Source organism: Streptantibioticus parmotrematis, from assembly GCF_019890615.1.
GTDB lineage: Bacteria > Actinomycetota > Actinomycetes > Streptomycetales > Streptomycetaceae > Streptantibioticus_D > Streptantibioticus_D parmotrematis.
In genome coordinates this window covers 58,240-72,335 of record NZ_JAINVZ010000007.1, presented here as the reverse complement: position 1 = coordinate 72,335, position 14,096 = coordinate 58,240, and the positions used below count along the sequence as shown (strand labels likewise).

The following is a 14,096-nucleotide window of genomic DNA, read 5'->3' as shown; positions in this document are numbered from 1 at the left end:
CGGCGCCAGTCGTCACGAGGAGGACCGCGTGGGGTACGAGGTGTGGGCACCGCTCGCCCGGCGGACCGTCGAGGTCGAGATCACGGGAGCCGGGGACGGGGAAGGAACCGAGGCCGGAGGCGGAACCGGGGACGGGGGCCGGACCGGAACCAGCGGCCGCATCGCGATGCGTCCCGACCCGGCCCGCCCGGGCTGGTGGACGGCCCCGGAGGGCCTGCCGGAGGAGGACGGCACGCGGTACGCCTTCCGGGTGGACGGCGGGGAGCCGCTGCCCGATCCGCGCTCCGCGCGGCAGCCGGACGGCCCGGACGGCCCCAGCGCGGTCGTGGACCACGCCCGCTTCCCCTGGACCCATCCGTGGCGGGGCCGCCCGCTGCCCGGCGCCGTCCTGTACGAGCTGCACGTCGGCACGTTCACCCGCGAGGGCACCTTCGACGCCGCCGCACGCCGCCTGGGCCATCTGGTCGAGCTGGGCGTCACCCACGTCGAGCTGATGCCGGTCTGCCCGTTCCCCGGCACGCACGGCTGGGGGTACGAGGGCGTCTCGCTGTGGGCGGTGCACGAGCCGTACGGCGGGCCGGAGGGCCTGAAGCGGTTCGTGGACGCCGCGCACGGGCTGGGGCTCGGCGTGGTGCTGGACGTCGTGCACAACCACCTGGGCCCGTCCGGCAATTACCTGCCGCGCTTCGGCCCGTACTTCACCGACCGCCACTGGACGCCGTGGGGTTCGGCGGTCAACCTGGACGCGCCGGGCTCCGACGAGGTGCGGGCGTTCCTGCTGGGCAGCGCGCTGACGTGGCTGCGCGAGTACCGGCTCGACGGGCTGCGGCTCGACGCGGTGCACGCGCTGGCCGACTCGCGCGCGCTGACGTTCCTGGAGGAGCTGTCGACGGCCGTGGACGCGCTGGCCGCCGAGACCGGGCGCCCGCTGTTCCTGATCGCCGAGTCCGACCTGAACGACCCGCGCACCACGGCGCCCCGGGAGGCGGGCGGCCTGGGCCTGCACGCGCAGTGGAGCGACGACTTCCACCACGCGCTGCACGCCGCGGTGACCGGCGAGGCCCACGGCTACTACGCGGACTTCGCGCGGGCACCGCTGGCCGCGGTCGCCAAGACGCTCACCGGAGGCTTCTTCCACGACGGCACGTTCTCCTCGTTCCGCGAGCGCGTCCACGGGCGTCCGCTGCCGCGCACGACTCCGGGCCACCGGCTGCTGGGGTACGCGCAGACCCACGACCAGATCGGCAACCGCGCGGTCGGCGACCGCCTGACGCCCGATCAACTCGCCCTGACGGCGGCCCTCGTGCTGACCTCGCCCTTCACCCCGATGCTGTTCATGGGCGAGGAGTGGGGGGCGTCGACGCCGTGGCAGTTCTTCACCGACCACACCGATCCGCAGCTGGCGGAGGCGGTGCGGACCGGGCGGCGGCGGGAGTTCGCCGAGCACGGCTGGGCCGAGTCCGACGTGCCCGACCCGCAGGACCCGGCGACCCGGCTGCGGTCCTGCCTGGACTGGGACGAGCGGGACCGCGAGCCGCACGCCTCGCTGGCGCGCTGGTACGCGGCCCTGCTGGCGCTGCGTACCGCCCAACCGGCGCTGGTCGAACCGGACTTGACGCTCACCCGGGTTGCGTACGACGAGGACGAGCGGTGGATGCTGGTGACGCGCGGAGGCGGGCTGCACGTCGCCGTCAACTTCGGCGAGTCCGCCTGGAAGGTGCCACTGGCCGACCCCGCGGTGCTGGCGGCCTCGGCCGAACTGGACCACGCGGGCGGGGAGTTGCTGCTTCCGGGCGGCACGGCGGCCGTTCTGCGGGGCGACAGCGGCGACCACGCCTGACGCCGCGACACAGCCTCCGGCGGCCTTCGGGACCGCCGCTCAGGCCCGCTCGGACTGCCGCTCAGACCCGCTTCGCGTCGCGGGCCAGGGCGGTGAGCCGGGAGATGGCGCGGAAGTACTTCTTGCGGTAGCCGCCCGCCAGCATCTCGTCGCTGAAGATCCGGTCGAACGCGGTGCCCGACGCCATCACCGGCACCTCGCGGTCGTAGAGCCGGTCGGCGAGCACCACCAGGCGCAGCGCGGTCGCCTGGTCGTCGACCGGCTCCACCCCGCGCAGGAAGACCGCGTCCACCCCGTCGCACAGCGCGCCGTAGCGGCTGGGGTGGACCCGGGACAGGTGCCCCAGCAGCGGCCCGAAGTCGTCCAGCGAGGCGCCGGGCGTGCGGTGCGCGGCCTCGGTGACCTCCTCGTCGGCGTACGGCGGCGGCGCCTCGGGCAGGCCGCGGTGCCGGTAGTCCTCGCCGTCGATGCGCAGCGAGCGGAACCGGGCGGACAGGCCCTGTATCTCCCGCATGAAGTCGGCGGCGGCGAACCGGCCCTCACCGAGCTTGCCCGGCAGCGTGTTGGAGGTCGCCGCGAGCTTCACCCCGGCGTCGGCGAGCTTGCCCAGCAACGTGGAGACCAGCACGGTGTCTCCGGGGTCGTCCAGCTCGAACTCGTCGATGCACAGCAGCCGGTGGCCGCTGAGCGCGGTGACCGCCTGCTGGAAGCCGAGCGCGCCGACGAGGTTGGTCAGCTCCACGAAGGTGCCGAACGCTTTCTGCTCGCGTGGCGCGGGCGCGGCGTGCCACAGCGAGGCCAGCAGGTGGGTCTTGCCGACGCCGTAGCCGCCGTCGAGGTAGACACCGCTGGGCCCGGTCGCCGCGGGGGCCTCCTTGCGGAACCACCGGCGCCTGCCGCCCCCCGCAGCCGTCGCGCCGCCGAGGCCGGCCGCGAAGCCGCTCAGCACGGTCACCGCCTCCGCCTGGCTGGGCTGCCCCGGGTCCGGCAGGTAGGTCTCGAACCGTACGGCGTCGAAGCGCGGCGGCGGCACCATCTCGGCGACCAGCCGGTCGGCGGGCACGTGCGGTTCGCGGTCGCACAGCGAGACGGGCTCGGCGTCCGCCGCACCGGCTATCGGGTGCGGCCGGGGGGACGAGGCAGGCGATGACGACGATGATGGCGATGGCACAGTCACCCAGCCTACGGGCCGTGCCACACTGCGCTCCATGCGCCGCTTGTTCCCCACGCCCGAAGGCGATGAGACGTTCGCCACGCCCGCCGCTCCGCCCGACACCCTGGACGCGCTCGCCGACGCCTACGCCTACCCGGCTCCGCTGCCGGAGGGGACGGCGTGGGTGCGGGCCAACATGGTCTCCTCGCTGGACGGCGCCGCCCGGCACGACGGCCGCTCCCAGCCGCTGTCGTCCGACGCGGACATGCGGATCTTCGGGGTGCTGCGGGCGCTGGCGGACGCGGTCGTGGTCGGCGCCGAGACGGTGCGCCAGGAGGGCTACCGGCCCGCGAAGGCCCGCGAGGCGTTCGCGGAACGCCGGGCCGCCCTGGGCCAGACCCCGGCGCCGGTGATCGCGGTGGTCAGCGCGGGCCTGGACCTGGACTTCTCGACACCGCTGTTCACCTCGCCGGTGGTGCCGACGGTCGTGCTGACCGGCGCCGAGGCCGACCCCGGGCGGATGCGGGCCGCCGAGGCCGCCGGGGCCCGGGTCGTGATCGCCGGAGCGGGCGAGCGCGTGGACCCGGCGGCGGCGGTGCGCGCGCTGGCCGGCATGGGGCTGCGGCGGCTGCTGACCGAGGGCGGGCCGCGGCTGCTGGGCCAGTTCGCGGCGGCCGGGGTGGTGGACGAGATGTGCCTGACCATCGCGCCGTTGATCACCTCGGGACTCGCGCCGCGGATCATGAACGGCCCGGTGGTGGAGGTTCCGGAACGCTTCACTCCGGCGAGCGTCCTGGAGGAGGACGGCTTCCTCTTCACCCGTTACGTGCGCGAGCGCCGCTGACCGGGCGAGGCCGTCCCCGACCCCGCTTCGCGCCGTAGGACCGGGTCACGACTCGTGCGTACCACGCCTTGAACAACCGTCCGTACTCGTCGTTTCACCACCCCGGAATGCCTCGTTCCGTTTATTGTCGCGAGGGAAAGCTTCTCTCGCGTTGCCCCGGCCGATGCGGGGCAGGATGGATTCCGTGGGGGCCGAGTGGCCCGTGAGGAAGAAGGACGAGATCCGTGATCACGACCGTACTCATGATCGAGAAGCCGCTCGCCCCCGTTGACGTGCAACTGGTCACCACCCTGCACACGGGCGAGACCGTCTCCTTCGTCGTTCTGATGCAGCCGCGCGGCGACCAGGAGCGGCTGCTGCGCGCCCTGGACGACGTGGCGCTGGGCGAACTGCGCGAGGCCACCCGCGAGGAGGAGGAACCGGAGGGCGACAACGCGCTCGCTCCCGCGATGCACTCGCTGGACCACAGTCTGAAGGCGCTGCGGGCCACCGGCGCCCAGGCGGTCGGCGAAATCGTCGGCGAACACCCGCTAGACCTGCTGAGGTCGGTGGTGGAGCAGACGCACGCCGACGAGGTGATCGTGCTGACCACGCCGCACCTGGTCGAGGAGTTCTTCCACCGCGACTGGGCTTCGCGTGCCCGGCACACGGTGGGCGTCCCGGTCCTCAAGCTCTACGCCCACAACGAGTGACGCTCACCCGGCGCTCAGCACGCCGTCGCGCATCAGCAGCACCCGGTCGGCCCGGGCCAGCAGCGCGCGGTCGTGGGTGACCAGCACGGTCGCGGTGCGGTGTTCGCGCGTCACCGAGGCCAGCAGGTCCACCACGCGCTCGCCGCATTCGTGGTCCAGGGCCGAGGTCGGCTCGTCGGCCAGCAGGACGGCGGGGCCGGGGAAGAGCGCGCGGGCGATGTTGACGCGCTGACGCTCGCCGCCGGACAACTGGTGCGGTCTGCGGCGCCACTTGGCCGCGTCCAGGCCGACGCGTTCCAGCAGTTCCCCGGCGCGGGCCCGGGCCGCCCGGGGGCTGCCGCCGCGCAGGTGCTCCACCGCGAGCAGCTGCTCGACGGCGGTCAGCGAGGGCAGCAGGTTGGACTGCTGGAAGACGATGCCGACCGCCTCGCGCCGCAACGAGGTGAGCGCCCGGGGGCTCAGCCCGGCCGTCTCCCGCCCCGCGATCACCACGCGTCCGGTGTCCGGGCGCAGCAGGGTGGCGGCGACGGCCAGCAGGCTCGACTTGCCGGATCCGGAAGGCCCGGCGACGGCGGTGAACTCCCCGGCCGGCACGGCGAGCGAGACCCGGTCGAGCGCGGTGAGGCGGCGGTCGCCGTCGGGGTAGGTGAGCAGGACGTCGTCGAGGACGAGGGGCGGCGGGGTCATCGGGGGCCTTCGGTCCGGTGTCGGGTGGTGGGCGCGGCGGGCGCGGCGAGGGCGGCGGGCGTGGCGGGCGTGGACGGACGGCGCGGCCTCGTCGCGCTTCTTCGTGGCTTCCGCGGTCTCATCGCGCCGCCCCCAGCGCCGTCAGCGGGTCGACCGCGGTGATCCGCCGCACCGCGAGCGCCGAGCCCGCCAGGCCCAGCACGACCATGACCGCGACCGGCACCGCGACCGTCCCGGCGCCCACCGCGAACGGCACCGCCGACGACGCCAGCGCGCCCCCCGCCGCGCCGACCGCTCCCCCGGCCAGCGCCCCGGTCGCCAGCACGGCCAGCGCCTGCGCGAGCGCGTCGCGCACCAGGTAGCCGCTGCTCGCGCCGACCGCCTTGAGCACCGCGACGTCCGGCCCGCGCTGCACCGTCCACACGGTGAAGAACGCCCCCGTGACCAGCGCGCTCACCGCGAACAGGAAGCCCTGGATCAGGCGCAGGCTGCCCTGCTCGGCGCCGTAGCCGTCGATCCCGGCGAGCGCGCCGGCCCGGCTCACCGCGTGGGTGCCCGGCGCGGGCGTGCCCGTGGGGTGGCCGTCGACCGCGAGCACGGTCGGCTGCCGCTGCCCGCTGACCCGTTCCCAGGTCGCCGTCGTCGTCCAGACCGCGGGGGCGTGCGCGTACGACAGGTCCTGGCCGATCCCGCTGACCGTCAGCCGCTGTCCGCCGAGGCTCACGGTGGCGCCGACCGGGGCGTGGTACGTGGCGGCGGCCTGCGGGCTCAGGACCACCTGCCCGTCGTGCGGCGCGGCCCCCGATCGCAGCGGTGGCAGCAGGTCCGCCGGACCGCCGAAAGCGCTCACCGAGCCGGACCCGCCGCCCGAGGCGATCCGCGTCATGGCCACGCCGAGTGGTTCCGCACGGGTGACGCCGGGCGTCGACGCCCACGCCGCGGCCTGCCCGGCGGCGACCGTGCTGCCGCTGAACGACACCGGCGGGGCGGCGCTGCCGGGCCCGGCGAAGACGATCAGGTCGGCCGGAAGGTGCGTGATGGCCGACGACGCCGCCCGCGACAGGCCGCCGGTCAGGCCGTAGAGGAAGACGACGAGGGTGGTGATGAGGGCGACGACCGCACCCATGAGCGCGAAGCGGCCCTTGGCGAAGCGGATGTCGCGCAGGGCGACGAACACCGGTTTCCTCCTGGGGAGTTGGACTCCGGCAAGCCTGCCCGGGCGGGACCCCGGCGCCATCGGGGACGCGGTCGGTCGCGGCGTCGTCCCTTCGGCGCGGTGCGATATCCACCGAACGATCGATGCCGGTGCCCGCTTTCGGCCGCCTCGGCGCCCGTACCCTCGTACAGCGTGAACGCCCCCGACCCGACCGCCGCCCCGCCGGGGCGCGACTCCGATCCGACCGCCGCCCCGCCCGGGCACGTGCCCGACGACACCCGTGCGCTGCGGCTGACGCGCGTCGCGCTGCACGGCATGTTCTTCGTGCTGCTGGCGATCGCGCTGGGCCGGGCGTTCGGCGGTGCGGCGGACCGGTGGGTGCTGCTGCCGGGACTGCTGCTCGCGGCGGTCTACCCGGCCGGTGCGCTGGGCCTGCGGCGCGGGCGCGGCGGTACGGCGGTGTGGCTGGCGACGCTGACGCTGCTGTGGGCGGCGGCGCTGGCCGGTGATCCGGACTTCGGCTACCTGGCGTTCCCGCTCTTCTTCCTCTACCTGCATCTGATGCCGGTGCGCTGGTCGCTGCCGTGCGTCGCGGTGGTGACCGCGGCGGTGGTGGTCACGCAGGCCGCCGGGCCGGGCGGGCTGACCGCGGCGAAGGTCATCGGGCCGCTGGCCGGGGCCGCCGTGGCGGTGCTGACCGCGTACGGCTACGCCGCGTTGTACCGGGAGAGCCGGGCCCGCCAGCGGCTCATCGACGACCTGGTCGCCACCCGCGACGAACTCGCCGCCGCACAGCGCGAGGCGGGGCGGCTGGCCGAACGGCAGCGGCTGGCCCGGGAGATCCACGACACCCTGGCGCAGGGCCTGTCCAGCATCGTGCTGCTGGCCAGGGCCGCCGACAGCGCGCTGCCGACCGCTGACGGGACGGGGACCGCGCGCGAGCACATCCGCGAGGCCGGGCGCACCGCCGCCGACAACCTCGCCGAGGCCCGCCGCTTCGTGCACGCCCTCACCCCGCCCGCGCTCCAGGACGCGCCGCTGCCGGAGGCCCTGCGCCGGGTGACGGGCGGATACGGCAGGCTGGCCACGTTCCGGATCGACGGGGAGCCGTTCCCGCTGCCGGTCGAGGCGGAGGTGGCGCTGCTGCGGCTCACCCAGGAGTCGCTGGCCAACGCCGCCCGGCACGCCGCGGCGGGGCAGGTCGCGGTGACGCTGGGATTCCTCGACGGGCAGGTGACGCTGGACGTCTACGACGACGGCGTGGGCTTCGACCCGGCGGCGGTGCGCGCGGGCGGCGGTTTCGGGCTGCACGGGATGCGGGAGCGGATCGCGGGGCTCGGCGGCACGCTGACCGTCGAGTCCGCCCCGGGCGAGGGGACGGCGGTCGCCGCGTCGCTGCCGGTGCGTGACGCGGGGGTGACGGCGTGATCCGGGTGCTGATCGTGGACGACCACCCGGTGGTGCGGCGGGGGCTGCGGGCCATGGTGGACGACCTGCCGGAGCTGACCGCGGTCGGCGAGGCGGCGGACGGCGCGGCGGCGCTCGCGCTGCTTTCCGATGCCCACCCGGCGCCGGACGTGGTGCTGATGGATCTCCAGATGGGCGCGGGGATGCACGGGGTGGAGGCCACCCGCCGCATCACCGCGCTGCCCGACCCGCCCGCGGTGCTGATCCTGACCACGTACAGCACGGACGCGGACATCCTGGCGGCGGTCGAGGCGGGCGCCACCGGCTACCTGCTCAAGGACGCGCCGCCTCAGGACGTGGCGGAGGCGGTCAGGGCGGCGGCGCGCGGCGAGACGGTGCTGGCGCCGCCGGTCGCGGCACGGCTGCTGGGCCGGATGCGGTCCGGCCGTCCGACGCTGTCGCCGCGCGAGACGGAGATCCTCGGGCTGCTGGCGGAAGGGCTCGCCAACCGGCAGATCTCCAAGCGGCTGTTCATCAGCGAGGCCACCGTGAAGACGCATCTGGTGCACATCTACGACAAGCTGGGCGTCGACAGCCGTACCGCCGCGATCGCCGCGGGCCTGGCGGCAGGCCTGATCCGCGCGGGGTGAGTGCGAGAATCGGAGCACTTGTCATTACCGCCCGCCCACCGCCGCACACCGCTCACGCCGAGGAGAACCGCGCATGGCCCACGCCCTCCCCCCCGCCATGGACCGACCGCACTTCATCGCCATCGGCGGCATCGGGATGTCGGGCGTCGCGAAGATCCTCGCGGCGCGCGGCGCCACGGTGAGCGGCAGCGACGCGAAGGACTCGGCGACCTGCGCGGCCCTGCGCGAGCTGGGCGTCACCGTGCACGTCGGCCACGACGCCGCGCACCTGCCGGACGACGCGAGCTGCGTGGTCGTCTCCAGCGCGATCCGCCAGGACAACCCGGAGCTGGTGGCCGCCCGGGAGCGCGGCGTGCCGGTGGTGCACCGCAGTGACGCGCTGGCGGCGCTGATGGACGGCACCCGGGCGCTGGCGGTGGCCGGTACGCACGGCAAGACCACGACGACCTCGATGCTGGCGGTCGCGCTGACGAAGCTCGGGCTCGACCCGTCGTACGCGATCGGCGGCGACCTGGACGCGCCGGGGTCGAACGCCCGCCACGGCGCCGGGACGGTCTTCGTGGCCGAGGCGGACGAGTCGGACCGCAGCTTCCACAAGTACGCGCCCGAGGTGGCGATCGTGCTCAACGTCGAGCTGGACCACCACGCCAACTACGCGTCGATGGACGAGATCCACGACTCCTTCGAGGCGTTCGCCGACCGGATCACGGTGGGCGGCACGCTGGTGGTCTCCGCCGACCACGCCGGGGCGCGCGAGCTGACGGCGCGGGTGCGCGACCGGGTGCGGGTGGTGACCTACGGCGAGGCCGACGACGCGGACGTACGGGTCACCCGGATCACGCCGCACGGCCTGACCAGCGAGGTCGCCGTGGTGCTCGACGGCGCCGAGCGGGTCTTCACCGTCTCGGTACCCGGCCGCCACTACGCGCTGAACGCGGTCGCCGCGCTGACCGCGGGCCACGCGATGGGGCTGCCGGCCGACGCGCTGGCCGAGGCGCTCGGCTCGTACACCGGGGTCAAGCGGCGTCTCCAGCTGAAGGGCACCGCCGCCGGGGTGCAGGTCATCGACTCCTACGCGCACCACCCGACGGAGATCGCCGCCGACCTGGAGGCGATCCGCGGCGGGGCGGGCGAGGGCCGGGTGCTGGTGGTCTTCCAGCCCCATCTGTTCAGCCGCACCCAGCGGTTGGCGACCGAGATGGGCCAGGCGCTGGCGCTCGCCGACGCCTCCGTGGTGCTGGACATCTACCCGGCGCGCGAGGACCCGATCCCGGGTGTCACCAGTGCGCTGATCGTGGACGCCGCCCGCGCGGCCGGCGCCGACGTCACCGCCGAGCACGACAAGGACGCCGTTCCCGGGGTGGTCGCAGGAATGGCCAAGCCGGGTGATCTCGTTCTCACCATGGGGGCGGGAGACGTGACGGACCTGGGTCCGCGCGTCCTGGCCCGCCTGTCCACCGTGGAGAGCTGAGGAGCGGTTCATGCCGTACGAGGTCGACAAGCCGGACGAGCAGTGGCGGGCCGAGCTGACGCCCGCCGAGTACACGGTGCTGCGCGAGGCGGGCACGGAGCCCGCGTTCGTCGGCGAGTACACCGACACGAAGACGGAGGGCGTCTACTCCTGCCGGGCCTGCGGGGCGGAGCTGTTCCGGTCGGACACGAAGTTCGCGTCGCACTGCGGCTGGCCGTCGTTCTACGACCCGAAGGACTCCGACGCGGTCGAGCTGATCGAGGACCGGTCGCACGGCATGGTCCGCGTCGAGGTGCGCTGCGCCCGCTGCGGCTCGCACCTGGGCCACGTCTTCGAGGGCGAGGGCTATCCGACCCCCACCGACCAGCGCTACTGCATCAACTCGATCTCGCTGCGCCTGACCCCGGGCGGGGAGTGACGGCGAGGGCGGGATAGGTGTATGAGCCCCTTGTTCCGACCCCTTGTGCGCATACCGGTGAGTAGGTACTGTTCGGCCAGTCTGCCCGATTAGGACCCCCTCACGGGTCGGCCGCGAGGGCCCCGACCAGCGCGTACTGGCCTTCGGTTCTCACCGGGCACCCCCTGCGGGCAGACGGGAACAGGCAAGGGAGCACACGTGGCACCAACGACACCTGAACCGGACCCCACCGTGGGCGGGCACCGTGAGCCGGGCCCGACCCCCACTCCGCCCGCCCGCTGGCCGGGAGCCGTGCGCCTGCCGGATTCACCGGGCTTCGAGCAGTCCGCCAAGGCGTGGCTGTTCGACCTCGCCCCGGCCCGCTGGCGGTACGAGGAACTGCTGCACAAGCATCCGCTGGAGCTGGCCCGCATGGTGCGGCTGCGGCTGGAGGCGGACATCGCCGCCATGCAGGCGGGCCTGCGCGGGCTGCGTGGTTCGCTGCTCGGCCACCGTCCGGCCGACGCGAGCGACGTCTACGCCCGCGAGCATGCCTGGGCCAGCGCCATGCGCGATCAGGTGGAGCTGATCGAGGAGGCGCTGACCACGGCGCTGGCCACCGCCAGGCGCCGCCCGGCGCTCCCCCGCACGCGCGCGTCCCTTCCCCGTCCCCGCCCGGCCACCGGCCGCTCCTGAGACGAACGGCCCACCGACGGCGGTGGGCGGGGCGGCGTCGGGCCGTTCCCGCCCACCGCCGTCGCCCGTTCACGGCGTGGGATGCTGGTGCGGTGACCAGCTCCGATCCGTTCAGCGCCCCCACGAACGCCGCCGCGACCGGTGACGGCGACGGTCCCGCCCGGACCGAGCGGGCCGACGACCGGGACGCCGCGCCGCAGTTCGTGCTTCCGCTCGTGGTGCGCATGGAACGCGACGCTCTCCCGGCGCGCACCGACGCGCTGGAGACCTCGGCGCGGGCCGTGCTGACGTTCCTGGCCGACGAGCGCGCCACCGGCGACGGCGAGTGGGCGCGAGCGCGGCGGGACTGGGAGGACGCGCGTATCCGCAAGGTGGTGCGCCGGGCGCGCGGCGCCGAGTGGCGGCGCGCGGCGAAGCTGCCGGGGATCACCGTGACCGGCCGCGAGGCCGAGGTGCGGGTCTACCCGCCGGTGCCGCTGGACGGCTGGCCGAAGGACCTGGCCAAGCTCCAGGTGTCGGGGACCGAGCTGGACGACCCGCGCGAGCCCGGGGCCCCGGACCCGCAGGCACCCGTGCTGTGGCTCAACCCGGGGGTGGAGATGTCGGCGGGCAAGACCATGGCGCAGACCGGCCACGCGGCCCAACTCGCGTGGTGGGAGCTGCCGGAGGCGGCCCGGGCTGCGTGGCGCGAGGCGGGCTTCACGCTGTCGGTACGCACGGCCGACACGGACCGTTGGCCCGAACTGGTGGCCGGCGGGCTGCCGGTGGTACGAGACGCGGGCTTCACGGAGATCGCCCCCGGGCTGACCGTCGCAGTCGAAGGGGGCGAACGCTACTGCTCCCTCCCGGGCCTACGACGCCCGTGAACGCACCACGTCAAGCGGCTCGACCCGGGGTTGACCGCGGCCGTGCTCCGTCCCCGCACCCCGGCGGACCGCCGGGGTGCGGGGGACACGCGCGAACCGGCGGCCCTCGGTTTCACGGTGCTGTCCCGGCCGGATGACAGCCGGTGCGGTCAGGCGCCGCTGGTGTCGGTCGGTGTCGCCTCGCCGAGCATGGCGAGGGTGAGCACGTTGCCGGAGATGCCCCAGCCGCCGTCGGCGACCTCTTCGACCAGAACCATGGTGTTGTCGCGGGCCCGCTCGCCGTAGATCTCGACGTACAGCTCCGTGGTGCGGGTGACGATCTCTTCCTTCTGCTTCGGGGTGAGGGTCTTCTCGGGGACCTTGAAGTTGGCGAAAGGCATGACTGGTTGTTCCTTTTCTCAGGGGGGTGTTACAGGGAGCTGCCCGCGGTGAGCAGGCTGTCCAGTCCGATGCGGCGGAAGAAGTCGGCGCGGAGGCGGTCGGAGACCGCGGAGGCGACTTCGCTGCCGTCCCGGCTGGGGTCTATGTGAGTGCGCAGAGGCCGAGTGCCGTGCGCCATCGCGACCAGGCGCGCGACGGCGTCGGCGACCTCGGTCACATCGGCGTCCGAAGGGATGAGCGCGGCCAGGCGCTGGCCCAGATCACCCGTCAGGGATCGGTGGCGCTGGTCGTAGGCTTCCGCACACGCGATGTCGGCGGGGGCACCCGCGTTGGCGAAGTGGTTGGTGCCGGAGGTGAACGCGCCGGGCACCACGATCGCGGTGTCGATGCCGAACGGGAGCACCTCGGCGGCGTAGCTGACGGCCAGGGCGTCCATCGCGGCCTTGGCGGCGAAGTACGGGGCCAGGAACGGGGGGCAGCCGCCGCGGGTGCTGGAGCTGCCGATCCACACCAGCAGCCCCGAGCCCTGCTCACGCAGCTTCGGCAGGGCGGCGCGGTTGACGCGCTGGGTGCCCAGGACGTTGACGTCGTACAGGTCCGCGAACTGTTCGGCGGTGAAGGCCTCGGCGGGGCCCAGGACCATGTGCCCGGCGTTGTGCACGACCACGTCCAGCCGGCCGCGCTCGCCGAGGATCCGGTCGACCGCGGTGTCGGCGGAGTCCTGGGAGGTGACGTCCAGCTCGACGGCGTGCACGTCGACCTGGTGGTCGGCGCCATAGCGTGTCAGGTCGGCCACCGCGGTCGCGTTGCGGGTCGCGATCCGGCGGATGCCCGCGTACACGGTGTGACCGGCGAGAGCCAGAGCACGCACGGACAGCGCCCCGATGCCGCTGGAAGCCCCGGTGACGAGGATGACCTTCCCTGTTTCGTCGTTCCTCATGACAGGGCCTTTCGTTGCTCGATGGGGTGGCCGGGGACGGTTCAGACGATTCCGCCGTTGGCGCGGACGACCTGTCCGTTGATCCAGTGACCGGCCGGGGAGGCGAGGAAAGCGACGACCTCGGCGATGTCGGCCGGGGTCCCGAGGCGCTCCAGCGGGGGCTGGGCGGCCAGGCGGGCGATGGTCTCCTCGTCCTTGCCGTCCAGGAACAGGTCGGTGGCCGTGGGGCCGGGCGCGACGGTGTTAGCGGTGACGTCCCGGCCCCGCAGCTCCCGGGCCAGGATCAGCGTCAGCGCCTCGACCGCGCCCTTGCTGGCGCTGTACGCGCCGTAGCCCGGGAAGGCCAGCCCCACCACGGACGTGGAGAACGTCACGATCGCGCCCCCGGGGCGCGCACGGCGTACGGCCTGCTGGACGACGACGAACGTGCCGCGGATGTTGGTGCGGTGCAGGTCGTCCAGGGCGGCCAGGTCCAGCTCGGCGATCGGCGCCAGGTGCATCCGCCCGGCCGCGTGCACGACGACGTCGACGCCGCCGAACTCTGCCTCGGCCGCATCGAACAGGGCTGCGACCGCCTGTTCGTCGGCGACGTCGGCGCGTACCGCGATCGCCCGGCCGCCGCCGTCCACGGCCTCCCGCACGGCGGCCTCGGCCTCGGCCTGGTTGCCGGCGTAGCCGACCACGACGGCGTACCCGTCGGCGGCCAGCCGGCCGACGGTCCGGCGGCCGATGCCGCGCGAGCCGCCGGTGACGACCACGACACGGGGTGAGGCGGAGGGCTGGGCCGTGGCAGTGGGCCCGTCGAGGGGTGTGGGAATGGGCATGCTGGCTCCTGTGGTGGATGGGCGTCGGGCTGCGGCCTGGCCGTTGCCCTGCTGCGTCCTCCACGATCGGCCGGTCTCTCACCCCTAGCCAG

Annotated in this window: 15 protein-coding genes; 9 read left to right on the top strand and 6 right to left on the bottom strand. The window is 74.4% G+C overall.

Features of this window, described 5'->3' with window-relative positions; all coding sequences use genetic code 11:
• The first annotated feature begins 28 nt into the window (after positions 1 to 28).
• Positions 29 to 1,840, top strand: a complete 1,812-nt coding sequence (gene treZ / locus K7472_RS12905; protein ID WP_372457956.1) for a malto-oligosyltrehalose trehalohydrolase — start codon at positions 29 to 31, stop codon at positions 1,838 to 1,840.
• Between the two features lie 61 nt (positions 1,841 to 1,901).
• On the opposite strand, the gene zapE is transcribed toward treZ, so the two are convergent.
• Positions 1,902 to 3,050, bottom strand: coding sequence for a cell division protein ZapE (gene zapE, locus K7472_RS12900; protein WP_222977310.1), 1,149 nt, complete (start codon positions 3,048 to 3,050; stop codon positions 1,902 to 1,904).
• Between zapE and K7472_RS12895 the strand changes: the two genes are divergently transcribed.
• Both K7472_RS12895 and K7472_RS12890 read left to right on the top strand, forming a co-directional pair.
• The gene (locus K7472_RS12895) at positions 3,049 to 3,837 is read left to right on the top strand and encodes a pyrimidine reductase family protein (protein WP_222977308.1); all 789 of its coding nucleotides are present in this window, start codon (positions 3,049 to 3,051) and stop codon (positions 3,835 to 3,837) included. The two genes, zapE and K7472_RS12895, sit on opposite strands and share 2 nt — an antisense overlap.
• 224 nt (positions 3,838 to 4,061) lie before the next feature.
• Positions 4,062 to 4,529 (top strand): indole-3-glycerol phosphate synthase, encoded by a 468-nt coding sequence (locus tag K7472_RS12890; RefSeq protein ID WP_222977306.1) that lies wholly within the window; start codon positions 4,062 to 4,064, stop codon positions 4,527 to 4,529.
• 3 nt (positions 4,530 to 4,532) lie between these two features.
• Here the strand turns inward: K7472_RS12890 and K7472_RS12885 are convergent, their stop codons facing one another.
• Positions 4,533 to 5,216 carry an ABC transporter ATP-binding protein gene (locus tag K7472_RS12885; RefSeq protein WP_222977304.1) on the bottom strand — a complete coding sequence of 228 codons (684 nt, stop codon included), beginning with the start codon at positions 5,214 to 5,216 and terminating at the stop codon, positions 4,533 to 4,535.
• A gap of 118 nt (positions 5,217 to 5,334) precedes the next feature.
• Positions 5,335 to 6,393 carry an ABC transporter permease gene (locus K7472_RS12880; protein WP_222977302.1) on the bottom strand — a complete coding sequence of 353 codons (1,059 nt, stop codon included), beginning with the start codon at positions 6,391 to 6,393 and terminating at the stop codon, positions 5,335 to 5,337.
• Positions 6,394 to 6,564: 171 nt separating this feature from the next.
• Between K7472_RS12880 and K7472_RS12875 the strand changes: the two genes are divergently transcribed.
• The 6 genes from K7472_RS12875 to K7472_RS12850 all read left to right on the top strand — a co-directional run bounded on the left by K7472_RS12875 (position 6,565) and on the right by K7472_RS12850 (position 11,859).
• Positions 6,565 to 7,800: a sensor histidine kinase gene (locus K7472_RS12875; protein ID WP_372457955.1), complete on the top strand. Its 1,236-nt coding sequence runs from the start codon at positions 6,565 to 6,567 to the stop codon at positions 7,798 to 7,800.
• A complete protein-coding gene (locus tag K7472_RS12870; protein ID WP_222977300.1) occupies positions 7,797 to 8,429 on the top strand; it encodes a response regulator in 633 nt (210 codons plus the stop codon). The genes K7472_RS12875 and K7472_RS12870 overlap by 4 nt, the downstream gene beginning before the upstream one ends.
• Before the next feature lie 73 nt (positions 8,430 to 8,502).
• Positions 8,503 to 9,900, top strand: a complete 1,398-nt coding sequence (murC, locus tag K7472_RS12865) for a UDP-N-acetylmuramate--L-alanine ligase (protein WP_222977298.1) — start codon at positions 8,503 to 8,505, stop codon at positions 9,898 to 9,900.
• Positions 9,901 to 9,910: 10 nt separating this feature from the next.
• The gene (gene msrB, locus K7472_RS12860) at positions 9,911 to 10,318 is read left to right on the top strand and encodes a peptide-methionine (R)-S-oxide reductase MsrB (RefSeq protein WP_222977296.1); all 408 of its coding nucleotides are present in this window, start codon (positions 9,911 to 9,913) and stop codon (positions 10,316 to 10,318) included.
• A gap of 198 nt (positions 10,319 to 10,516) precedes the next feature.
• Positions 10,517 to 10,993: a hypothetical protein gene (locus K7472_RS12855; protein ID WP_308013886.1), complete on the top strand. Its 477-nt coding sequence runs from the start codon at positions 10,517 to 10,519 to the stop codon at positions 10,991 to 10,993.
• Positions 10,994 to 11,085: 92 nt separating this feature from the next.
• Complete coding sequence (locus tag K7472_RS12850; protein WP_222977294.1) at positions 11,086 to 11,859, top strand: aminoacyl-tRNA hydrolase; 774 nt, start codon at positions 11,086 to 11,088, stop codon at positions 11,857 to 11,859.
• Between the two features lie 149 nt (positions 11,860 to 12,008).
• On the opposite strand, the gene K7472_RS12845 is transcribed toward K7472_RS12850, so the two are convergent.
• Genes K7472_RS12845 through K7472_RS12835 form a run of 3 tightly spaced genes read right to left on the bottom strand, consistent with a single transcriptional unit; the run spans position 12,009 to position 14,004 of the window.
• On the bottom strand, positions 12,009 to 12,239 hold the full coding sequence (locus K7472_RS12845) for a tautomerase family protein (RefSeq protein ID WP_222977293.1): 231 nt from the start codon (positions 12,237 to 12,239) through the stop codon (positions 12,009 to 12,011).
• A 29-nt stretch (positions 12,240 to 12,268) separates the two neighbouring features.
• Entirely contained in the window at positions 12,269 to 13,180 is a 912-nt protein-coding gene (locus tag K7472_RS12840; RefSeq protein ID WP_222977291.1) for an SDR family NAD(P)-dependent oxidoreductase, read from the bottom strand.
• 41 nt (positions 13,181 to 13,221) lie between these two features.
• Entirely contained in the window at positions 13,222 to 14,004 is a 783-nt protein-coding gene (locus tag K7472_RS12835) for an SDR family oxidoreductase (protein WP_222977290.1), read from the bottom strand.
• Between the last annotated feature and the right edge of the window lie 92 nt (positions 14,005 to 14,096).